Source organism: Chitinilyticum litopenaei DSM 21440 (assembly GCF_000428145.1).
Lineage (GTDB): Bacteria > Pseudomonadota > Gammaproteobacteria > Burkholderiales > Chitinibacteraceae > Chitinilyticum > Chitinilyticum litopenaei.
Genome location: NZ_ATZJ01000053.1, coordinates 1 through 20,935, shown reverse-complemented (window position 1 = coordinate 20,935; position 20,935 = coordinate 1). Strand labels below are relative to the sequence as shown.

The window sequence follows — 20,935 nt, the reverse complement described above, 5'->3', positions numbered from 1 at the left end:
GCGGCAGTTTCGCCATGCCGGATCAGTTTCCTGACGGCGCTGCGTTACATTGTGGATGAGTGGCTGTGGAGTTCGAGTCGTTGCTCACCGGGCACGATCCCGGGCAAGTTGAAGGCGATGCGCAGCAACATCAAGCGCTTCATTCTGCCGCCACGTCGCAGCGAGCGGCGCTATCCGCGCGCAGTGAAGATGAGCAAAACCCGTTACCCAGTCAAGAAAAATGCCGCTCAGGCTTAACTGAGCGGCATTGCCGGCGTCAAGCCGGTTTTTTTGTGCCGGGTTTTTGGATGAGCCAGGATTGCCGGCTCTTATATACATGCATGTGTATTTTTTTGGGGCCTTTTATTGAAAAGGGCTGGGTTGATATACCCTGATATTTGCGATTTTCTGTCTGCGCACATTCGCATAATGCCTGCTGCAAAGTGCCGTTGGTAAGTTGTCCCGAACTTTGCCGAAAGCCCGCCATTGCATTGTCAAGCGTGTTGCATAGACTGAACCACATCCCGCGAGATTGCCGAGATGTCCGTTCTTCGCTTGCCGCTTGCTGCCCTGACAGCACGACCAGGCACATCAGATGGAGATGACTATGCCAACACTCGCAATAAAAACAGTGGGTGGCGCAGTGTTAGTGCTCTGCGTCAGCCAGGGCGTTTTTGCAGCCACGCTGCGGGACGCAGTCGAACAGACCATACGCAACAATCCGGATGTGCAGGCAGGTGCCGCATTCCGGCAATCGACCGACGAGGCGGTCAAGGTTGCCCGAGGCGGCTATTTTCCCAAGGTGGACGTGATCGCCGGTACCGGCTCGCAGCGTTATGATTCGCCCGCCATACGCGCGACCAGCCGCGGTGTCGATACCATGCATCGCGAAGTTGCCAACATCCGCCTGTCCCAGATGCTGTTTGACGGTATGGGTGTGAAGAACGAAGTGCTGCGCAATGAGTCGCGCGTCAATTCCGCCGCCTACAAGCTGGCCAGTACCTCCGAGCAAAGCGCTTTGCGGGCTGCGGAAGCCTATCTGGAAGTGCTGCGCAATCAGGAGCTGGTCACGCTGGCCCAGGAAAACCTGAAATCGCATGAAAAGGCCTTTGACCAGATCAAGATGCGTTCGGACGGTGGCTTTGGCAAAAAATCCGATGAAGACCAGATGGCTGCGCGGCTGGCGCTGGCGCAATCCAATCTGCTCGCCGCCGAAGGCAATCTTAGCGAGGCCGAATTCAATTACCGCCGCGAGATCGGTGTTGCACCCGAAGGACTGAGCAAACCGGACAATCCGCCCGACAGCCTTATTCCGGCCTCGGTTGACGAAGCCGCTGCACTGGCCCTGGCCAGCAATCCCATCATCAAGTCCGCCCAGGCCGATGTCGACGCCGCCAGAGCCCAGAATGAAGCGGCGAAGTCGCTGCTCTACCCGCGTCTGGATGTCGAGGCCGATTATGCCTACAACCGCAATGTTGATGGTGTCGAAGGCAGCCAGAAGAATGGCCAGGTGATGCTGATGATGCGCTGGAATCTTTTCCAGGGGGGCAGCCACAAGGCGCGGGTCGGGGAAACCCAGTTGCTGTCGGTCGAGTCGCGGGAAATCGCCAATCGGGTACTGCGCGAAGTCGAACAAAGCGCCCGGCTTTCCTACAACGCCTACAAGGTGGCGCAACTGCGCCTGCCCTCGTTGAAGCAGCACGCGGTGGCCAGCGAGCAGACGCGTGATGCGTATCTGAAGCAGTTCAGCCTCGGGCAGCGCACGCTGCTTGATTTGCTCGACAGCGAAAACGAGTTCTATACCGCCCGCACCGAATATGTGAACGGCGTGTACACCGATCTCTATGCGCGTTACCGCATCGCCGCCGACAGCGGTCGCCTGCTGGAGGTGCTGGGCGTGCCGCCCCGGGAAGAAACGCTGCTCGGGCAAAAATAAACCGGGCGGATGACACACCATGTCGCCAGCCGCTACCGCGCATGCCAGTCCGGCGCCCAGGTCGCAGCAGACCGCGCGCTGGAGTTGCATGGTGGCGGCTGGCCTGCTTGGACTGTTTGTCGCGGCACGCGGCTTGCAGGCGGAAAACGGCGGTATTGTCCTTTCCGAAAAGGATCTCGAGCTGGCAGAAGTCAAATGGAGCGGTGCCAAACGGCGCCTGCTCGCCTGGCAAAAACTGCTGGAAACCGGTGGCACCCTGGGGTCGGAGGAGGCCAAGCTCAAGGCCGTGAACCAGTTTTTCAACCAGATCGGCTTTGTTTCCGATCAGCAGCACTGGCGGCAGAAAGACTATTGGGCCACGCCCGTGGAAATGCTGGGCAGCAACGGGGGGGATTGCGAGGATTTTGCCATTGCCAAGTATTTCAGCCTGCTGAAAATCGGCGTGCCGGTCAGCAAATTGCGAATTACCTACGTCAAGGCGCTGAACTGGAATCCGATTGACCAGGCCCATATGGTGCTGGCCTATTACGCCACCCCGAAAACCGAGCCGGTGATTCTTGACAACCTGATTCCCGAAATCAAGCCGGCCAGCCAGCGTACCGACCTGATTCCTGTCTATAGTTTCAACGGTGAAGGGCTTTGGCTTGCCAAGGAGCGCGGCTCGGGCAAGCCTGTTGGCGGCTCTGACCGCATCAGCCTGTGGAAAGACCTGACATCACGGCTGGGTAATGAATTGAACTAGGGGCAATCAGCTCCGCGAGGCTGCCATGACACTGATACGCCAGCTCATCATCGTCATCATCACATTATTCATCGTGCTGTTTGCCGGCAATATCTATCTCAGCGTACAAAGCACTCGTGAATTCCTGAATAACCAGCTTTCGACCATTTCGCAGGATACGGCCACCTCGCTGGGATTCACGCTCTCTCCGCACCTGGCCAAGAATGACCTGATCATGGCCGAGAGTGTCGTCAAGGCCATTTTCGATAGCGGCTATTACCGGGAAGTGGTGGTGCGCGATGTGGATGGCAATACCCTGGTCGAACGGATGGCGCCTGTCTCCTTGGCCGGGGTGCCGCCCTGGTTCATGCGCATGTTTCCGCTGGAAACCCCCAAGGGAGAAGCCCTGATCAGCACCGGCTGGATGCAGGCCGGCACGGTGACGGTGTCCGCCAACCCGGGTTTTGCCTATGCCACGCTGTGGGGCAACAGCGTGCAATCCTTCTGGTGGTTTCTGGTGTGCTCGCTGGGTGCCTTTGTGCTGGGTGTGGTGCTGCTGCATTTCGTGCTGCGGCCCTTGCGGGCGGTCGAGGAGCAGGCCAAGGCCATCTGTTCGCGGGAGTACCCGGTACAGACCCGCCTGCCCTGGACACTGGAATTGCGCAGCGTGGTCGAGGCCATGAACCGCATGACGCAGAAAGTGCGCGACATGTTTGCCGAACAGGCCGAAGCCATGGAGCGCGTGCGCGCCGATGCCTATCGCGATCCGCTGACCGGTCTCGCCAATCGCCGCTACTTCGACATGCAGCTGCGCCACCTTGCCGAAACCCCCGAGCTTTTTCATGCGGGGGCGCTGATCTTTCTTGAGCTTCGCGATCTGAAGCAGCTTAACGACAAGCGCGGCTATCAGGGTGTCGATACGCTGATTGCGCATACCGGCCAGCTGATCGAACGGATCTGCCGCGAGCATGCCAGCCTTGACAGCTTCATTGCGCGCTTGGCCGGGGGGACGTTTGCGATCGTGCTCAATGGCGCGAGCGAGCAGGATAGCGAAAGTCTGGCCGGTGATCTGGTCGTTGCCTTGCCGGGGCTGGTCGAGCAGGGCCTCCTGGATGATGCCAATGTCGGCCATGTCGGCATTGCGTCCTATCGGGGGCAGCCTGTTCCCCAATTGCTGGCTGATGCCGATCTGGCCCTGCGCACCGCCCAGGGCAAGGGCAGCAATGCCATGCACAGGCATGAACAGGGCAGTGCCGCGGGCTTTGAGGCGCTGTCTTCCAGCAAGTGGCGCGAATTGCTGCAGCAGGTCATTCAGGAAAAGTGGTTCGAACTGCATCTGCAGCTGGTGGAAAGCTGTGACGGCAGCAAGGTGCTGCAGGAAGAGGTGTTGCTGCGCATCCGCAATGCTGACGGTGTGATGATTCCGGCCGGCCTCTTCATCCCGATGGCCAAGCGGCTGGACATGATCCAGGAATTTGACCGCATGGTGGTGCAGGCCGCCCTGCAAAAGCTTGCACAAGGAGGCGAAGGCAAAACACCGCTGGCCATCAACCTGTTCCCGAGCTCCATCCAGAATCCCGGCTTCATGGACTGGTTGTGTACCGAGCTGGCGGCACAGCCTGTGCTCAGGCAAAGGCTGATTTTCGAGGTGTCCGAATTTGGCGGCTCCGACCAGCTGGAGCCCTTGCGTCAATGGGTAGAGCGCATGCGCGAGCTGGGTGTGCGTACCGGCCTTGATCATTTCGGCAAGGGGTTTGCCTCGTTTGGCTATCTCAGTACCCTGAAACTGGAATGTCTCAAGATTGACGGCAGCTATATCCGCGGCATTGCCGACAACAAGGACAACCAGTTCTTTGTCGACTCGCTGGTCAAGATCGCCCATGGCCTGGACATCACCGTGATTGCCGAATCGGTCGAAAACGAGGCTGATCGCAAGCTGCTGGAAACCCTGAGGCTGGATGGCGTGCAGGGTTTTGGCGTGAGCAGGCCCTGCCTGTGGGAGTGAATGACGCCCGCACAAGCTGAAGACGCTTGCCAGACATGACAAAGCAAAACGCCTGCCGCGTTCGGTGAAAAGGCGCAGGCGCCAATAAGAACAAGACGAGGAGAAGCACATGCAGGAGGCGTCTGCCGAGCCGCACCGGACCTGGACCTTGCCCCGGGAGGCGGTCTTGCCCGAAGACCCCCTGACGGCCTGTCTGGTCATCCTGTCGCATTTTTTCCAGAAACCCTATTCGGCGCTCACGGTGCTCAAAGGCTTGCCGCTGGTCGAGGGGCGGCTGACACCGGAGCTGTTCCCGCGAGCTGCGGCGCATGCCGAGCTTTCCGCCCAGGTACGCGCGCGCAAACTGGCCGACATCTCGCCGCTTACCCTGCCTGCCGTCCTGCTGCTGGAGCATGGCCGGGCCTGCATCGTGACCGCCATCGGCGAGGATGGACAATGGTCTGTCATCCAGCCCGAATCCGGGCGGGGCATTGCCAGCGTGCGACAGGAAGAACTCGCCAGAGTCTATTCCGGTCACGTGATTTTCGTGCGCCCCAGCTTCCGCTTCGACGAGCGGGCAACCCGCCCCAAGCTGGCCATGGATCGCCGCTGGTTCCTGGATGCCTTCCGGCTGGCGCGGCCGCTGTACAGCCAGGTTTTGCTGGCCTCCTTCCTCATCAACTGCTTTGCGCTGGTCATGCCGTTGTTTGTCATGAATGTGTATGACCGCGTTGTGCCCAACCGTACCTTTGCCACGCTCTGGGTGCTCACCGCCGGGGTCGGGCTGGTGTTCATCTTTGATGCGCTCATTCGCGGCTTGCGCAGCTATTTCATCGATATGGCGGGCAAGCAGATCGATGTACTGCTCTCTGCCAGCACCTTTGAGCACGTGCTTGACCTGCAAGTGGCAACCCGGCCCGATTCGGTAGGCGCGCTGGTCAGCCACTTTCAGGAGTTTGAAGCCTTTCGCGAGTTCGTTACCTCCGCGACGCTGACCACGTTGGTGGATCTGCCCTTTACCATTCTTTTCCTTTTGCTGATCTTCTGGCTGGGCGGCTCGCTGGTCGTGGTGCCCATTGTGGCCATTCCGCTGATGGTGGGGCTGGGGCTGCTGCTGCAACTGCCCTTGCGCAGCATGGTGCAGGAAACCTTCCGGGTGTCCGCGCAAAAGCAGGCCACCCTGATCGAAGCGTTGTCCGGGCTCGACACCATCAAGGCGGTTGGCGCCGAAAGCCCCCTGCAGCGGCGCTGGGAGCAGGTCGTCGGCGAGCTGGCCCGCTTGTCCATCCGCACGCGGATGCTGTCGTCATCCATCATCAGTCAGGCCTCCTTCATCCAGCAGCTGGCCTATGTGGCGCTGATCGTGGTCGGGGTCTACAAGATCGCCGAGCATGAGATGACCACCGGCGGGTTGATTGCCGCCACCATGCTGATCAGCCGCGCACTGCAGCCCTTTACACAGATTGCCGCGCTGATCAGCCGCTTTTTCCAGGCCAAGGCGGCGCTGATGGGCATGGATTCCGTCATGCAGCTGCCGGTCGAGCGCCCGGATGGCAAGCAATTCCTGCATCGCCCCGATTTCCAGGGCGCCATCGAATTCCGCAATGTGTCCTTTGCCTATCCGGGTCAGGATGTCGAAGCCCTGCAGGATGTTTCCTTTGCCATTCGCGCCGGCGAGCGGGTGGGCATCATCGGCCGCATTGGCTCGGGCAAGACCACGCTGGAAAAGCTGATCCTCGGTTTTTACCCGCCCAAAAGCGGCACAGTGTGGATAGACGGTGTCGACATTCGCCAGATCGATCCGGCCGACTTGCGCCATCACATTGCCTATGTGCCGCAGGATGTCTGCCTGTTCTATGGCAGCGTGCGCGACAACATCGTGTTTGCCGCGCCTTATGCCGATGATGCGGCGATCTTGCAGGCGGCGGAACTGGCTGGCGTCACCGAATTCGTCAACCAGCATCCCAAGGGCTTTGACATGCCGGTGGGCGAGCGCGGCGAGCGCCTGTCCGGCGGGCAGCGCCAGGCCGTGGCCGTAGCGCGCGCCCTGCTGCTTGATCCGCCGCTGCTCTTGCTGGATGAGCCCAGCAATGCGCTGGACAACCGTTCGGAAGAAAACCTCATCCGCAAGCTGGCGCAAAGGCTGGCGGGCAAGACGGTCGTGCTCGTCACGCACCGGGCATCGCTCTTGGCGCTGGTTGACCGGCTGATCGTGCTGGAAAAGGGGCGGGTCGTCGCCGACGGCCCGAAAGAGCAAGTCCTGCAGGCCCTGGCAAGCGGGAGGGTGCATGCGTCTGATTCCTGAAAAATACGCGGGGCTTTTCAGCCGCGATGTCGGGCACATGGGGGAGCGCACGGCGGCCATGTTTCTGCCGCCGCTGCATCTGCCCTTGCTGTTGCTGCGCGCCTGTGCCCTGTTCCTGCTCTGTGCGCTGATCTGGGCCTATTTTGCCGAGATCGATGAAATCACCGTCGGCGAGGGCAGAGTCATCCCCTCCAGCCAGGTGCAGCAGATCCAGAACCTCGAAGGCGGGATCGTGGCCAGCATTCCGGTGCGTGTCGGGGAAATCGTGCGCAAGAACCAGGTCCTCATGACGCTGGACGAAAAGCGGTTTTCTTCCTCGCTGGGAGAGAGTCGCGTCAAGAACGCCGCGCTGAGCGCCAAGATCGCCCGGCTGAAAGCCGAAGCCAATGGCAGCGAGTTCGTGCCAGGCGCCGAACAGATGGCGGAAAACGCCGCGATTTACCAGGAGGAGTTGTTGCTGTTCCGCACGCGCCAGCGTGATCTGGAAACCACGCTGAGCGTCTTGCGGCAGCAGGAGGCGCAGCGGGCGCAGGAAATTTCGGAAAAGCGTGCCCTGCTGTCCCAGCTGACCTCCAGCCAGAATCTGCTGAACCAGGAGCTCAAGCTCACCAAACCCATGGTCGAGCAGCGGCTGGCGGCCGAAGTCGAACTGCTGCGGCTTGAACGCCAGGCCGCCGACTTGCAGGGGCAGATTGATGCGGCGCGTCTGGCGATTCCGCGCCTGCAGATCGCCCAGGAAGAAGCCCGTTCAAAAATCAGCGGCGCCCATGCCAAATACCGCTCGGATGCCGCTACCGAACTGAGCGCCGCCACGGCCGAGTGGTCGGCGCTCAATGCCGGCAAGGTCGCGCTGGAAGACCGGCTGGAGCGCACCACCTTGCGTTCCCCGGTCACCGGCATCGTCAAGAACATCGCCGTCAATACCGTCGGTGGCGTGATCCAGCCTGGCATCACGGTCATGGAAATCGTGCCGATGGAAGACAATCTGCTGATCGAGGCCAAGATCCGCCCGGCCGACATCGGCTTTTTGCGCCCCGGACAAAGCGTCAGCGTCAAGCTCAGCGCTTATGACTACTCGATTTATGGCGACCTTGAAGCCACGCTGGAAAACATCACCGCCGATTCCTTTACCAAGGAAAAGGAGGAGAGCTTTTATCTGGTGCAGGTGCGCACCCGGAAAAACCACCTCGGCAGCGCCGACAAGCCCCTGCCCATCATCCCCGGCATGCTGGCCACGGTGCATATCCGCACCGGCAAGAAAACCATCCTGGAGTACCTGCTCAAGCCCATCGTCAAGGCCAGAACCGAAGCCATGCGCGAGCGCTGATCAGCCACTGGGGGGGAAGAGCGGAAACGTAAAGAGAGGGGCCGCAAGCCTGGAAAACTTACCCCCTTCGGCAATGCTGGCCATTGCCAGAGCTTGCAGATACCAGATTTTTGCTGCCCGTTTTATAGAGTACTGTCAGCTGCAGGCGTCGTGGATGGCGGTACCAACACCGAAGACACGGCGCCTTAGGCAGAGCAGGATATCTACTGGTCGTATTTTCCTAGCGTTTTCTCCGTCTTTGAACAAGCCGCCTCGGCAAGGCTTGATGTGGCTGCTCTCATATCCAGTGGCTACAGAATTTTGTGCACGGCTTGGGGGTGATGCCAGCGCTATGGCGGCCAGCAGTGCAGCCGAGCAAGTCGTTTGATCATGGTGTGTGGAGCTGCCGGAAGAATGCTTCGGCTCGCGCGCAGTACTTGTGCGGATGAGCGCTTGCCGGGCCGGGGGGCGGGAATCAAGACATTTCTGGCTATGTGCGGCCATGAATGTTTCTTGATGCTTTCATTTGTCCGGGTGATTTCAGGGAAAAAAGCACAGTTGCAAAGCAAAATTCCTGGGCATGGTGAGCATGCTGGCAGCCGCGCTGGGCTGGGCTTAAGCCACTGTGCATCGAGGGTTTCAGCACCGTGCTTTCAGTGCTCTGCCTTCGGTGAAGTGAATGCGGGTGCCATCCCAGCCAAGCAGGTTTTCCTTGCGGATACCCTTGAGGGTCAGGGGTTTCTCCAGCTCCAGCGGGCCTCGGTAGTAAAGAAGCCGGTTTTCGTAATGAACCGTCCCGTGCAGCCGGCCATGCTGTTCCCTGATGGTGATGTACACGCGCCCATCACTGCCGCCGACCAGATAATCGCGGATCAAGATGCGCTGGCTAGGTTCGCCGGCAGAGACCTGCAGAGCGCTGACGACGAGAAACAGCAGGCAGATCGCTCTGCTGATGAGTGAGTTAGCCTTGCTGCCCATGCCCTTCTCCACGGATGTGCCGGATACGCGAAGCTGCTGTTATACAACAAGCAGCTCTGCGCTACCGATTTCATGCAGGTCAATTTGGCATGGGCCTGGCCAGACCAGGGTGCAGCGCAGCGCTGGCGCAAACAGCACGCTGTCCCAGCCGGGGAGTGGGTCGGCGTCGCCGTGTAGCGCGGCCGGTTCGCCGACGACATGCGCGCGCCAGCCGCCCTTGTAGGCGGCCTCGCGCAAGGTCCAGTGCAGGTAAAAGCGTTGCAGCTGTGCAGCGCTGTCCAGTGCGGCCAGTTCTTGCTGGTCGGTGGCACAGAATTTTTCGGCCAGGCGCAGCACATTGCGCGGGCGCTGCTGCTCGATGTCGAGACCGCAGGCGCCGTCGGGGTTCAGCGCCACGGCGAGGATTTCTCCGCTGTGACTGAGGCTGGCGCTGCTGTCTGGCCAGTCGGGCAGCCAGGGGTAGCCGTCCGGATGTTCAGCGATATCGGCCAGTGTCAGCTGGGGCGAAAGTGTGATCCGCGCCGCGTGCAGCAGCAGCAGCCGGCCAAGCAGCAGTTGCTGTGCTCGCTCCGGGCGGCTTATCCCGGCCAGCCTGGCAGCAGTGCTGGCGGACAGGGGCATGGTCGCACCGGGCGGCGGCGCAGACTGGCGGGTCCAGTAGACGGGAACGGCGATCACGGCGGTGTGCGGCAGTCAGGAAAGGATTCCGATTCTGGCAGAAAGCACAGTCTGTGCAAGGGCTAGCTGTGGCGGCGCAAGAATCAGTTGATATTTATTTCTTTTTATTGACTTAATTCTGACCAGTTTGTTGTAAATTGCGGGGCTGCCTTGTGTGACGCCATTTGCGGCAAGGGTAGCGGCAATGGGCGTCATGCCTGGCCGGTATCCCGTTTGCTCAACGATTGCGCCAATTTGGCAATTCAGCAGGCCCTTTTGGCGTTTGTCGGCGATGTTTCTGAATTGAATGCAATTTATTACAGAAATGTGTAAACACTGAAAGTCATAAAAATTTAAACAAAATTGACTGCCATATACGGCCCCGAAACAGTGAAAAACAATAATACTGTAAGCGCTGGCGCCCACAGGGAGTCCAGACCTGGCTGCGGGCCACGGGCTGGAGGGGGCCGGACTACTTTGCATAACTGGAACCGACGATGACTATCAGTCAAAAACAAATCCTGCTGGTCGGCATGTTGCTGGCCCTGATGCTGGGACTGGGGCTTTTTGCCCTCAACCGTCTTTACCATACCAATGCGGCTTTCGAGAGCACCTACCGTGACCGGGTCGAGCCGCTGGCGCAGCTCAAGATCGTGGCCGACATGTATGCGGTGAACATTGTCGACACCGTGCACAAGGCCAACCATGGCGCCTTGCCCCATGCCGAGGCGATCAGGCTGGTGCGCCAGGCCGAGCAGGAAATCGATCGCAACTGGAAGGCCTATACCGGCACGCAGCTCACACCCGAAGAGCAGCAGCTGATTGATCAGACGCTGCCGGTGATGCAGAAGGCGCACGCCGGCATCGCCACGCTGCTCAAACTGCTGGAGGCCAGCGACGCTGCCGGCATCGACGCGGGCGACGAGGCCGCCAAGCTGGATGTCTTTGCCCGCCAGGACCTGTATCCGGCTATCGAGCCGGTGTCGGTGCGCATCAGTGCGCTGGTCGATCTGCAATTGCGGGAAGCGAAGAAGAATTACGAGCAGGCGCATGATGATTATGTGCGCACGCGCGCCCTGACCTGGGGCCTGCTGCTGCTGGCCTTGCTGGCCGGCTCCACCTTTGCCGCCTGGCTGGTGCTGGGCATGCGCCGCAAGATCAATACGCTGCGACATGCCATGGACGAAGCGCGCGATCATCAGGACCTGACGCTGCGCGTGCCCGTCAGCGGTAACGATGAAATCGATCGCATCGCCACGGCCTACAACGAGCTGACCGAGAAAATCCGCGAGCTGATTCGCCAGGTGGCCGGCAGTGTCGACACCGTGCACCGTGAAACGGTGCAGATCGCCGAGGCCAGCGCCCAGGTCGCCGAAGCGACACGGCTGGGCGCCGAGTCGACGAGTTCGATGGCGGCTGCGGTGGAGGAGGTGACCGTGGCGATCACCCATGTGGCCGACAGCGCGCATGATGCCAAGGAGGTCAGTGCCCATGTGCGTGGTCAGGCCGAAAACGGCAGCGGCAAGATTCAGGACGCCATGCGCGAGATCAGCGCCATCGACTCCGCCATTTCCCAGGCCTCCGACAAGGTCGCTACGCTGGGCGCCGATGCCGCACGCATCAGCTCGGTCGTCAGCGTGATCAAGGATGTGGCCGAGCAGACCAATCTGTTGGCGCTCAATGCCGCCATCGAGGCCGCGCGCGCCGGCGAACAGGGCCGCGGCTTTGCCGTGGTGGCCGACGAGGTGCGCAAGCTGGCCGAACGCACGGCAGCGGCAACCATCGACATCCAGCAGATGGTCAGCCAGATCGGTACGGCCAGCCAGGCGGCGGTGTCCAGCATTGCCGCCACCGTGCAGCGCACGCATGACTGTACCGCGCTGGCAGACGAGGCGGGCTCGGCCATTGTCGTGATCCGCGACGATGTGCAGACGGCCGAGCATGCCGTCAACGGCATTGCCGACGCGCTGGCCGAGCAGAAATCGGCCGTGCAGCTGATCGCGATGCAGGTGGAAAAGGTCGCGCAGTTCACCGACGAAAACACCGAAATCGCCGCGACGATGAAGCAGTCGGCCGGCGTGCTCAGCCAGCTCACCACCCAGCTCAAGCAGGGGGTCGAGCGTTTCCGCTTCTGAGGCCCGGCAGCCTGTCCTGGCTCATGCATTGCAGCTGGATTCCCGCTTTCGCGGGAATGACGAATTGTTCTTTGCTGAGGTCGCTGCCTAATCAGGAAGCGCCTTATCAATACCCAGGATGCAAGGGTTGCGCTGTTTTCTATGGGTATATGGCTGTAGCCAATGCCGGTAAATGGCTGTGGCGATATGGGGTGTGCCCTATATGCTGCCGCCCGTGTCGATGGCAAAGCCCAGGTCGTGCACGGCTGGCGTGACCGTTTCGCCTGCGAGGCGGCGCAGCAGCAAGCGCGCGGCCAGTTCGCCGATGGCCTCGCGCGGCGTGACGATGCTGGCGAGCCGCGGCGTGAGCGCCTGGCCGATGTCGAGCGCATTGCAGCCGGCCACGGCCAGCTCGCCGGGAACGTGCAGGCCAGCGGCCTGCGCGGCCAGCAGCGCGCCGGCGGCGATGTCGTCATTGGTGCAGAACACGCCGTCGAGCTGCGGCAATTGCCGACGTGCCTCGCGCAGCAAGGTGCCGCCCAGCGTGAAATCCGACGGCGCGTCGGTCTGCACGATCAGCGGTGTCAGCCCGGCCTTGATCATGGCCTGCCGGTAACCGTCGGCGCGCAGCAGCGTGCGGCGGTCCATGCGCGCGGCAAGGTAGGCGATATGGCGCTTGCCGCGCGCAAGCATCGCGTCGACCATGGCCTGCGCGGCGGCCGCGTGGTCGAGCCCGACGGCCAGATCCAGCGGCGAATCGGGCGTTTCCATGATTTCCACCAGCGGAATCGCCGCCACCTCCAGCATGCGCAGCGTGCGCGCGCTGTGCACGGTTTCGGAGAGGATCAGCGCATCGACGTGGAAGGACAGCAACTGCTCGATCTGGCGCTCCTCGCGTTCCATGTCGTAGCCGTAATGCGCGTACAGGCAGTGGTAGCCGGCCGGCTGCGTGACGCGCTCGATGCCGCGCACCACGCTGGCGAACACCTGGTTGGAGAGCGATGGCAGCAGCACGCCGATGGCGCGGCTCTTGGCATTGGCCAGCATGTCCGGCACGCGGCTGGGAATGTAGCCCAGCTCGGCCATCACCGCGGCGATCTGCGCCTGCGTGGCTTCGGCCACCAGCCGCGGGTCGCGCAGGTAGCGGCTGATCGTCATTTTCGACGTGCCGACGCGGTCGGCGACGTCCTGCAGCGTCGGCCGGCGCGGCTTCTCGTGGCGGGAATCAGTCATGACGCGTGCCGCACACCGGGCAGGCCGGGTCGCGCTTGTACTTCATTTCGCGCCAGCGCATCTCGCGCGCATCGAGCAGCTGCAGGCGGCCAGTCAGCGGCGTGCCGCAGCCGGACAGGATTTTCAGCGCCTCGGCGGCCTGCGCCGCGCCGATGATGCCGACCAGCGGCGCGAACACGCCAAAGGTCGCGCAGGGGCTGTCGCTGGCTTCGCCATCCTCGCCGAACAGGCAGTGGTAGCACGGCGCCTCATCCTGGCGCGCGTCGAACACGGTGAGCTGGCCGTCGAAGCGCACGGCCGCGCCGGAAACGAGTGGCACGCGCGCCGCAACACAGGCGCGGTTCACCGCGTGGCGGGTGGTGAAGTTGTCGCAGCAATCGAGCACCACATCGGCAGCGGCCACCAGCTCGGCCAGCTCTGCATCGGTGGCGCGCGTGGTGACGGCATTGATGGTGATGTGCGGGTTCAGCGCCGCGAGCGTGGCCCTGGCCGATTCGGCCTTGTTCATGCCGACGCGGGATTCGGTGTGCACGATCTGGCGCTGCAGATTGGTGAGGTCAACGTGGTCGTCGTCGACGATCGTCAGCGTGCCGACACCGGCGCTGGCCAGATAAAGGCTGGCCGGCGAACCCAGCCCGCCCGCGCCGATGATCAGCGCGTGGCCGGCGCAGATGCGCTGCTGGCCCTCGACGCCCAGCTCGTCGAGCAGGATGTGGCGGCTGTAGCGCAGGAGGCTGTCATCATCAAGGTCGACAGCGGCGGAGCGGGTGGGGCAGAAGGTCATGACGGGCTGTAGGTGAATGTTTGCTGAGATAGCTTTCTATTGATCCGGCCCTCGGAAGTTTGAATTTCCGTAGGAGCGAGCTTGCTCGCGAAGCCTTGCTGATCGCGAGCAAGCTCGCTCCTACGAGTAAAAACATCAGAGGGCCGGATCAATAGTCAGGATTATTTACTCGGGATTATAGCCCTGCCGGCATCCGCTTCGGCCCCGCACGGCGTGCCGGCTTGCGCAAGATCAGCCGCGCCAGGCTGCGGCCAGCCGGGCGAGCACGGTGGCTACCTGCTCGCGCCAGTCGGCGCAGGCGGGCGGCAGCGCCAGCTGCCTGTTGATCAGCAGATCGGCCAGCCCGTGCACGGTGGACCAGGCCAGCGCCGTGTCGGTGGCCTGCGTGGCCGGCTGGCCGGTGGCCGCAGTGACCGCGCTGGCGAGGCAGGCCCACGCCGCCTGGCCGGCCTTCGCAAGCGCGGCGTCGTCGCGGCGCAGCACGCCGCTGCTGAACATCAGCTGGTAGCGCGCCGGGTGCGCCAGCGCGAACTCCACATAGGCCAGCCCCATCGCCCGCAGCGCCGCACCGGCGTCGGGGTTCTGGGCATGCGGCGCCAGGCTGTCCGTCAGTGCGCGAAAGCCTGCCGCCGCATACGCGCTCAGCAGGCCGGCGGTATCGCCGAAGTGGTGGGCCGGCGCCGTGTGCGACACGCCGGCGCGGCGCGCGCACTCGCGCAGGCTGAAGCCGGCGACGCCCTTTTCGGCGAGCAATTCGCCGGTGGCGGCCAGCAGCGCGGCGGCCAGATCGCCGTGGTGGTAGCTGTTCATGTGCTGTCCCTGTCGAAGCCGTCGCTTGCAGCGGCCCCGGAAGATGCGGTGATTGCAATGTTGACACTGGAAAGATTTGCCGTAAACTTGACAGTGTCAAGATTGATCACCGGGGAGAAACCTCATGCTGTTCGTCAAAACCCTGCACGTGCTGGGCGCCGTGCTGTTTCTGGGCAATATCATCGTCAGTGCCTTCTGGAAAACGCTGGCCGACCGCGACGGCCGCCTGCCGGTGCTGCGCTTTGCCACGCGGCTGGTGAATGTCACCGACCTGGTCTTCACCGCCGGCGGCGCGGTGCTGCTGACCGTCTGCGGCCACCTGCTCGCCGGCCAGTACGGCGGCGTCGCCGCGCAGGGCTGGATCTGGCAGGCCTATGCGTGGTTCGGGCTTTCCGGCCTGATCTGGCTGGCGGTGCTCTTGCCGGTGCAGATCAGGCAGAGCCGGCTGCTCGCCGCCTTGCCCGACGACGCAGCGGTGCCGGAAGCCTACTGGCGCCTGTCGCGGCTGTGGATGATCGCCGGCACGCTGGCCACGTTCGCGCCGCTGCCGGCGCTGTGGCTGATGATTGCAAGGGGGGCGTGAGGGGACGGGGCTGTTTGATTAGCGCCTGCGGCGCGGTGTTTGCATGCCGGGGGTGCCCGGCGGCACGTCAGGGGGCTTGTCTCGCCAAGCCCCCCGACACCCCCAAGGCGAGCCCGGTCCGCCGGCCGCCTGCGGCGGCTGCCCTGCGATGCTCGCAGGCCCCAGCGCGGGTTCGAAACTCGGGCTTCGCCCTCAAACATCTCACCCGCGAAACCCTGTGGCCTGCTGCGCTTCTCGGCGGCTCCAGGGCGGGGCGTGCTAACCGGCGGTAGTGACGATTCGTAGGTCGGTAAAGCATAGCGCCTTTCGACGCCCTTGTAGGCCAATGTATATGGCTGTGGCCCTTTGCTTTATTTGGCTTTGGCCTTATCCCTGCATTTGTATATCGCCGCATCCGTTAGAACGCGATGCCCTGGAGCCGCCGAGACGCGCAGCCGCGGCCAGGGTTTCGGCGTGACGAGTGTTTGAAGCCGAAGGCCGAGTTGCGGCGCGCCGCTGGGCGTGGCGAGCATCGCAGGGCAGCCGCCGCAGGCGGCCGGCGGTCACCGCAGAGCTTGGCGGCTTTGCCGCCTAGCACCGCGCGATGCCGGCTTGCCGGCACCGGGCTCGCTTTTGGCTGCGCCGAAACTTCGTTTTCTTTGGTTACTTTCTTTGGCGAAGCAAAGAAAGTAACCCGTCGGCGCGACGGAAACGCGCACCCAAGCACCGCGCCGCAGACGCTGAAAAACAAGGCTTTATTGATCCAGCCCCTTGGTGTTTTCAGTCGTAGGAGCGAGCTTGCTCGCGATCAGCAAGCCTTCGCGAGCAAGCTCGCTCCCACGAAGGGCCGTGTTGGTCAGCGACAAGGCCGGCGTCCGTCACCGCCTCAGAACCTGCACGGATCCTGGCGTTCGGCCGGCGTGATGACCACGCTGCGGCCGTACTGGCCGGCCGGCGCAGCGCTTTCCGCATAGGCAATGCTCTCGCTTTCCTGCCCCAGCTTCCTGAGCCAGTACGGCGCGCCCAGGTCGTCGCGCACATGGCCGTTGCCGGCCAGCAGCACCGCGTCGCGCCCGGCGGCGATCATCACCTCGGCCATGACCACGTCGCGGGCGATCTGCGCGCGCGCCATGCCGGGCAGCAGGTTTTCCGGCAGCTGATTGCAATGGCCTTCACGCACGGCGGCAATCTGGCCGGCGAACAGCCCGGGCGGGAGTGCATCAAGCGCGTAGCGTGCCTGCAGCTCGGGCGACAGCGCGGCGGCGAAGCTTTCCTTCACCACGCGGCTGGCCTCGGCGCGCGACAGATTGGCGGCGAGCAGCGGCAGGCGGTGGCGCTGTGCGAGCGCGATCACCGGCTCGTAGAATTCCCACTGCCAGCGCGCGCTGCCACGGGCGGCGTCGATCACGCAGCGGGCGTTGTCGCCGCAGTCGGCCTGGGCCTGCGTGAGCGCGGCCTGGTGTTCGCGGTCGAACTGCTCCATGGCAATCGCCGGTTGCCAGCCGGCAGCGACGCGCGCCTCAAGTTCGGCCAGCCGCAGGCGGTGGCCCTCGGCATTGTCGTGCGTCTCGCCCAGCAGCAAGAGCGTCTTGCCGGCTGGAGCAGGCGGGCTGGAAAGACTGGCGCAGCCAGCGAGGAGGGCACCCAGTGCGAGCAGGGTAGCGGTACGGATCATGCGCTGTCCTTGGTTTCACTATTTTCGGCGATGCGCCACAGCACGCCGCTGGGGTCGATCAGCACGAAGTCGCGCATGCCCCAGGGCTGGTCCTGCGGCGCTTGCAGGCGGATCGGGTAACGGTCGGCGAGCCGCAGGTCGGCGATGCGCTGCCACCACGGATCTATGGCCGGCACATGCAGGTGCAGCATGGTTTCCTCGGCCCAGCCCGGGCTGTAGCGATTCTGCAGGAAGAACACCTGGCCGCCGAGCTGGAAGCGCGCCAGTCCCGCGTCCTGCCAGATGAGCGCGAAGCCCAGTTCCTGATAGAAGGCCAGCGACTGCGCAAAGTCGCGCGCCGGCAGAAAGGTGGCGAGGCTGATCGGCTCGGGCAGCGGCGGGTGGTTTGCGGCGTTCATCGTTGCTCCTCAGGCAAACAGCACCAGCGGCCGGCCTGGCCGTGTCGGGTGCGGGTGAATGGTGCAGGGCTGCCGGTAGGTGGCTTCCAGATGCCCTGCCTGCAATACCTCGGTGGGTGTGCCGCTGGCGACAATGCTGGCGTTGGCCAGTAGCGCGATACGTGTGCACCAGCAGGCGGCCAGATTGACGTCGTGCAGCACGACGGCAATGCCCAGCCCTGCATCGTGCGCCAGCCGCGCGGCGAGCGCCAGCAGGCCGTGCTGGTGGCGCGGGTCCAGGCTGGCCGTCGGTTCATCGAGCAGCAGGTAGCGCGCTTCACCCGGCTGGCGCGCGGCCAGTGCCTGCACCAGCACGCGGGCGAACTGCACGCGCTGCTGCTCGCCGCCGGACAATTCCGGATAGCGGCGCTGCGCCAGGTGCGCGACCTCGGCCATCGCCAGCGCGTCCCTGCACACTTGGCCGACCTGCTGCGGCGCCAGCTCGGGAAAGGGGTAGGCACCCATTGCGGCAATGTCCTGCACGCTCAGGTTGAAGGCCGGGCCGAGTTGCTGGCTGAGTACCGCGCGACGGCGCGCCAGCGCGGCGTTGTCGACGCCGGCCAGCGGCTTGCCGTCCAGCGCGACGCTGCCGGCCTGCGGCGCCAGATCGCCGGCCAGCAGTGCCAGCAGCGTCGATTTGCCCGCACCGTTGGCGCCGAGTATGCCCAGCACCTCGCCGGACGCGATGCCGCAGCTGACCCCGGCGAGGACGATCTTGCCGTGGCGCTGCAGGTGGATGTCGTGTGCGATCAGGCTCATGCGCCACGTCCTTTCAGCAGCAGGTAAATGAAGAAGGGCCCACCAACGAGGCCGGTGACGATACCGATCGGCAACTCCGCCGGCATTACCACGATGCGTGCCAGCCAGTCGGCGGCCACCAGCGCGCAGGCGCCGGTGAGCGCGGCTGTGGGCAGCAGCAGGCGGTGGTCAGCGCCCAGCGCCATGCGCACCAGATGCGGCGCAACCAGCCCCACGAAACCGATGCCGCCGGTGGCCGCAACCAGCGGGCCGACCATCAGCGCCATCAGCAGGATCAGCTTGCGGCGCAGGGCCTTGACCGGGAAACCGAGGTGGCCGGCCGCGCGCTCGCCCAGCAGCAGCGCGTTCAGTGCGCGCCAGTAGCGCAGCGCCAGCAGCGAGAGCACCAGCAGCCACGGCCCGAGCAGCGACAGCTCATGCCAGCTGGCGTTGGCCAGCGAGCCCATGCTCCAGAAGGTGATGCTGCGCAGCTGGCTGTCGTCGGCCAGATAGGTCAAGAGCCCGATCAGGCTCGCGCACAGCGCATTCACCGCGATGCCGGCGAGCAGCAGGCCGGCGACGCCGGGCTGGTGGCGGCCCAGGTGGTAGGCGGCCGCCAGCGCCAAGAGGCTGCCGGCAAACGCCAGCGGCGCGACGAGCAGAAAACCGCCGCCCAGGAGCACGATGGCCGTCACCGCGCCAAGCGCGCCGCCGGCGGTGATGCCAACGAGGCCCGGTTCGGCCAGCGGATTGCGGAACAGCGCTTGTGCCAGTGCGCCGGCCAGTGCCAGCACGATGCCGGCGAGCATGGCGAAGAGCACGCGCGGCAGGCGCACGTCCAGCAGCACGCTGCGCCACAGTTGCGCATCGTCGTGATTGGAGGGTATTGCGCCATAGGCAATCTGCAATAAAGCCTTCAGCGGTATACCCACGGCACCGCTGCTGAGCGACAAGAACGCCAGCAGCAGCAAGAGCCCGGCGAGCAGGCCCAGCACCCGCAGCGGGCGATGGCCTGTTTCCGGGGCGTGGGGCGGGGGCATGACCAGCGTGTTCACGATGCTTTGCCGAGCGGTTTGCGCAACTGGGCGATGGCCTCGGGCAGGCGCGGACCGAAACCGAGCAGCAGCAGGTCATCGAGTACGATCACGCGGCGCTGCTTCGCCGCCGGCGTTTGCGCGATGCCCGGCTGCGCCAGCAGTGCGTCGATGCCGCCTGCGGCTTGCAGCGACAGCGTGGAGGTGACGATCAGCTCCGGGCGCAGCGCGGCGATGCTTTCCAGTGACAGCGGCTTGTAGCCCTTCTGGCCGGCCAGCACATTGCTCAATCCGGCCAGTTGCAGTGTGCCGTGTGCGGCAGTGTCCAGCCCGGCACCTTCGGCCTGTCTGCCGCGCTGGATCAACAGCAGCGTGCGCGCCTTGCTGGCCGGCTGCTTTTGCAGTGCCGCCACATCGCGCTGCAGCCGGGCGACCAGCGCCCGGCCGTCATTGCGCAGTTGCAGCGCGCCGGCGACACCGTAGATGCGCTGCTCCAGCGCGGCGAGCGAGGCATCGGCCGGCAGGACGACGACCCGCTTGCCAAGCCGGCGCAGCTGATTGATGGCCTCGGGCGGGCCGGCCTGCTCGCTGGCGAGGATCAGGTCGGGCCTGAGCGCCACGACGCCCTCGACCGAGAACTGGCGGTAATAGCCGACCTTGGGCAGCGTGTGTGCTGCTGGCGGGTAGATGCTGGACTGGTCGGCGCCGACGAGGCGATCCCCCGCGCCCAGTGCGTAGGCGATCTCGGTCAGCGCGCCGCCCAGCACGACGACGCGTTGCGGCGCTTCGGCCAGCGCGGAGGTGGACAGCAGGAAGAGCAGTGGGAGCAGGAAGCGCCAGATGGAGCGGTGCATGGGAGTTTTCCTGTGGTGGGAGGGTGTCTGGTTTGTTGGTTTGTTTGGCGCCTACGGCGCGGTGTTTACATGCCGGGTGTGCCCGGCGGCACGTCAGGGGGCTTGTCTTGCCAAGCCCCCCGACACCCCCAAGGCGCGCCCGCTCCGTCGCCCCGCTACGCGGGGTGCCCTGCGATGCTCGTTGCAGTCAGCGGCGCGCCGAAACTCGCCCCTGCGGGGCTCAAACACTCGTCACGCCGAAACCCTGACTGCAACTGCGCTTCTCGGCGACTGCGAGGGCATCGTGTGCTAAGCAGCGGCACAGCATACCCATGCAGTGATAAGCCCGCAGCCTAATAATCCAAAGGGCTGTAGCTGTATACCTACTATTGCATGGCGGGTTACGCCATCGGCTAACCCACCCTACGAATTACCACCGCTGCCAGTTAGCACGCCCCGCCCTGAAGCCGCCGAGAAGCGCAGTTGCGGCCAGGGTTTCGGCGCGACGAGTGTTTGAGCCCCGCAGGGGCGAGTTTCGGCGTGCCGCTGGACGCAACGAGCATCGCAGATACCGTCTTGCCACTCATCTTGCAACTGCATAATCAGCCTGATACGGCTGACGCGTTTTAAGGACGCCAAAACACAAATGCACCAGCTTGCGCATCGCGGCACCCAGTGCCGACATCTTGCATTTGCCGCGCGCCAGCAGCCGCTCGTACTGCGCCTTCACATGTGGGTTGTAGCGCTTGGCCGTGATCGCCGCCATGTACAACATGGCCCGTATCCTCGCCGGGCCGGCTTTCGACAGGCGCGCACGCCCGAAGAGCGAACTGCCCGACTGCCGTTCCA

Annotated in this window: 19 protein-coding genes and 1 pseudogene; 8 read left to right on the top strand and 12 right to left on the bottom strand. The window is 63.8% G+C overall.

All coding sequences use genetic code 11. From position 1 onward, the window contains the following. From C515_RS24090 to C515_RS0115060, 6 genes and pseudogenes are all read left to right on the top strand, one after another. Positions 1 to 237: pseudogene (locus C515_RS24090) on the top strand (hypothetical protein); the annotation flags it as partial. A gap of 349 nt (positions 238 to 586) precedes the next feature. Continuing rightward, positions 587 to 1,915 (top strand): TolC family outer membrane protein, encoded by a 1,329-nt coding sequence (locus C515_RS21395; protein ID WP_158380844.1) that lies wholly within the window; start codon positions 587 to 589, stop codon positions 1,913 to 1,915. A 19-nt stretch (positions 1,916 to 1,934) separates the two neighbouring features. Next, a complete protein-coding gene (locus C515_RS21390) occupies positions 1,935 to 2,657 on the top strand; it encodes a transglutaminase-like cysteine peptidase (protein ID WP_211234072.1) in 723 nt (240 codons plus the stop codon). Positions 2,658 to 2,682: 25 nt separating this feature from the next. Next, a complete protein-coding gene (locus C515_RS0115070; protein WP_028456206.1) occupies positions 2,683 to 4,641 on the top strand; it encodes a bifunctional diguanylate cyclase/phosphodiesterase in 1,959 nt (652 codons plus the stop codon). Positions 4,642 to 4,807: 166 nt separating this feature from the next. Then, entirely contained in the window at positions 4,808 to 6,925 is a 2,118-nt protein-coding gene (locus tag C515_RS0115065) for a type I secretion system permease/ATPase (RefSeq protein WP_245575042.1), read from the top strand. Continuing rightward, positions 6,909 to 8,252, top strand: coding sequence for an HlyD family type I secretion periplasmic adaptor subunit (locus C515_RS0115060; protein ID WP_211234071.1), 1,344 nt, complete (start codon positions 6,909 to 6,911; stop codon positions 8,250 to 8,252). The genes C515_RS0115065 and C515_RS0115060 overlap by 17 nt, the downstream gene beginning before the upstream one ends. A gap of 618 nt (positions 8,253 to 8,870) precedes the next feature. Here the strand turns inward: C515_RS0115060 and C515_RS0115055 are convergent. From C515_RS0115055 to C515_RS24085, 3 genes are read right to left on the bottom strand one after another with little or no spacing between them, the layout of a single operon-like run. Beyond that, complete coding sequence (locus tag C515_RS0115055; RefSeq protein WP_028456203.1) at positions 8,871 to 9,209, bottom strand: hypothetical protein; 339 nt, start codon at positions 9,207 to 9,209, stop codon at positions 8,871 to 8,873. A 39-nt stretch (positions 9,210 to 9,248) separates the two neighbouring features. Then, complete coding sequence (locus C515_RS22710) at positions 9,249 to 9,887, bottom strand: 4'-phosphopantetheinyl transferase family protein (protein ID WP_028456202.1); 639 nt, start codon at positions 9,885 to 9,887, stop codon at positions 9,249 to 9,251. A 15-nt stretch (positions 9,888 to 9,902) separates the two neighbouring features. Further along, the gene (locus C515_RS24085) at positions 9,903 to 10,292 is read right to left on the bottom strand and encodes a hypothetical protein (protein WP_158380842.1); all 390 of its coding nucleotides are present in this window, start codon (positions 10,290 to 10,292) and stop codon (positions 9,903 to 9,905) included. 71 nt (positions 10,293 to 10,363) lie between these two features. Here C515_RS24085 and C515_RS0115045 point away from each other — a divergent pair, with 71 nt between their 5' ends. Further along, positions 10,364 to 12,001 (top strand): methyl-accepting chemotaxis protein, encoded by a 1,638-nt coding sequence (locus C515_RS0115045; RefSeq protein ID WP_028456201.1) that lies wholly within the window; start codon positions 10,364 to 10,366, stop codon positions 11,999 to 12,001. Between the two features lie 198 nt (positions 12,002 to 12,199). Here the strand turns inward: C515_RS0115045 and C515_RS0115040 are convergent, their stop codons facing one another. The 3 genes from C515_RS0115040 to C515_RS21375 form a co-directional block, all read right to left on the bottom strand. Continuing rightward, positions 12,200 to 13,213 carry a substrate-binding domain-containing protein gene (locus C515_RS0115040; protein ID WP_028456200.1) on the bottom strand — a complete coding sequence of 338 codons (1,014 nt, stop codon included), beginning with the start codon at positions 13,211 to 13,213 and terminating at the stop codon, positions 12,200 to 12,202. Continuing rightward, the gene (locus tag C515_RS0115035) at positions 13,206 to 13,997 is read right to left on the bottom strand and encodes a HesA/MoeB/ThiF family protein (RefSeq protein ID WP_028456199.1); all 792 of its coding nucleotides are present in this window, start codon (positions 13,995 to 13,997) and stop codon (positions 13,206 to 13,208) included. The genes C515_RS0115040 and C515_RS0115035 overlap by 8 nt, the downstream gene beginning before the upstream one ends. Before the next feature lie 231 nt (positions 13,998 to 14,228). Beyond that, positions 14,229 to 14,807 (bottom strand): TetR/AcrR family transcriptional regulator, encoded by a 579-nt coding sequence (locus tag C515_RS21375; protein WP_043649875.1) that lies wholly within the window; start codon positions 14,805 to 14,807, stop codon positions 14,229 to 14,231. A 124-nt stretch (positions 14,808 to 14,931) separates the two neighbouring features. On the opposite strand from C515_RS21375, the gene C515_RS0115025 reads away from it, so the two are divergent. Beyond that, entirely contained in the window at positions 14,932 to 15,390 is a 459-nt protein-coding gene (locus tag C515_RS0115025; protein WP_028456198.1) for a DUF2269 family protein, read from the top strand. An 865-nt stretch (positions 15,391 to 16,255) separates the two neighbouring features. Here the strand turns inward: C515_RS0115025 and C515_RS0115020 are convergent. The 6 genes from C515_RS0115020 to C515_RS21370 all read right to left on the bottom strand — a co-directional run. Continuing rightward, a complete protein-coding gene (locus C515_RS0115020) occupies positions 16,256 to 17,044 on the bottom strand; it encodes a ChaN family lipoprotein (protein WP_028456197.1) in 789 nt (262 codons plus the stop codon). Next, positions 17,041 to 17,442, bottom strand: coding sequence for a VOC family protein (locus tag C515_RS0115015; RefSeq protein ID WP_043649870.1), 402 nt, complete (start codon positions 17,440 to 17,442; stop codon positions 17,041 to 17,043). The genes C515_RS0115020 and C515_RS0115015 overlap by 4 nt, the downstream gene beginning before the upstream one ends. Positions 17,443 to 17,451: 9 nt before the next feature. After that, entirely contained in the window at positions 17,452 to 18,240 is a 789-nt protein-coding gene (locus C515_RS0115010) for a heme ABC transporter ATP-binding protein (RefSeq protein WP_028456195.1), read from the bottom strand. Beyond that, a complete protein-coding gene (locus C515_RS0115005; protein WP_051305005.1) occupies positions 18,237 to 19,259 on the bottom strand; it encodes a FecCD family ABC transporter permease in 1,023 nt (340 codons plus the stop codon). Before C515_RS0115005 ends, C515_RS0115010 begins: the two co-directional genes overlap by 4 nt. 11 nt (positions 19,260 to 19,270) lie before the next feature. Continuing rightward, entirely contained in the window at positions 19,271 to 20,107 is an 837-nt protein-coding gene (locus C515_RS0115000) for a heme/hemin ABC transporter substrate-binding protein (RefSeq protein ID WP_028456193.1), read from the bottom strand. 562 nt (positions 20,108 to 20,669) lie between these two features. Next, positions 20,670 to 20,935: transposase (locus tag C515_RS21370; RefSeq protein WP_043649839.1), on the bottom strand; the 266-nt coding region annotated here is incomplete at its 5' end.

Excerpts from the sequence above, each read along its gene's own strand:
- C515_RS0115005 (WP_051305005.1), bottom strand. The coding sequence starts at position 19,259 with ATGCCCCCGCCCCACGCCCCGGAAACAGGCCATCGCCCGCTGCGGGTG.
- C515_RS0115025 (WP_028456198.1), top strand. The coding sequence starts at position 14,932 with ATGCTGTTCGTCAAAACCCTGCACGTGCTGGGCGCCGTGCTGTTTCTG.
- C515_RS21395 (WP_158380844.1), top strand. The coding sequence starts at position 587 with ATGCCAACACTCGCAATAAAAACAGTGGGTGGCGCAGTGTTAGTGCTC.
- C515_RS0115000 (WP_028456193.1), bottom strand. The coding sequence starts at position 20,107 with ATGCACCGCTCCATCTGGCGCTTCCTGCTCCCACTGCTCTTCCTGCTG.
- C515_RS0115070 (WP_028456206.1), top strand. The coding sequence starts at position 2,683 with ATGACACTGATACGCCAGCTCATCATCGTCATCATCACATTATTCATC.
- C515_RS0115045 (WP_028456201.1), top strand. The coding sequence starts at position 10,364 with ATGACTATCAGTCAAAAACAAATCCTGCTGGTCGGCATGTTGCTGGCC.
- C515_RS0115055 (WP_028456203.1), bottom strand. The coding sequence starts at position 9,209 with ATGGGCAGCAAGGCTAACTCACTCATCAGCAGAGCGATCTGCCTGCTG.
- C515_RS0115010 (WP_028456195.1), bottom strand. The coding sequence starts at position 18,240 with ATGAGCCTGATCGCACACGACATCCACCTGCAGCGCCACGGCAAGATC.
- C515_RS0115060 (WP_211234071.1), top strand. The coding sequence starts at position 6,909 with ATGCGTCTGATTCCTGAAAAATACGCGGGGCTTTTCAGCCGCGATGTC.
- C515_RS21390 (WP_211234072.1), top strand. The coding sequence starts at position 1,935 with ATGTCGCCAGCCGCTACCGCGCATGCCAGTCCGGCGCCCAGGTCGCAG.
- C515_RS0115020 (WP_028456197.1), bottom strand. The coding sequence starts at position 17,044 with ATGATCCGTACCGCTACCCTGCTCGCACTGGGTGCCCTCCTCGCTGGC.
- C515_RS0115015 (WP_043649870.1), bottom strand. The coding sequence starts at position 17,442 with ATGAACGCCGCAAACCACCCGCCGCTGCCCGAGCCGATCAGCCTCGCC.
- C515_RS0115040 (WP_028456200.1), bottom strand. The coding sequence starts at position 13,213 with ATGACTGATTCCCGCCACGAGAAGCCGCGCCGGCCGACGCTGCAGGAC.
- C515_RS0115035 (WP_028456199.1), bottom strand. The coding sequence starts at position 13,997 with ATGACCTTCTGCCCCACCCGCTCCGCCGCTGTCGACCTTGATGATGAC.
- C515_RS21375 (WP_043649875.1), bottom strand. The coding sequence starts at position 14,807 with ATGAACAGCTACCACCACGGCGATCTGGCCGCCGCGCTGCTGGCCGCC.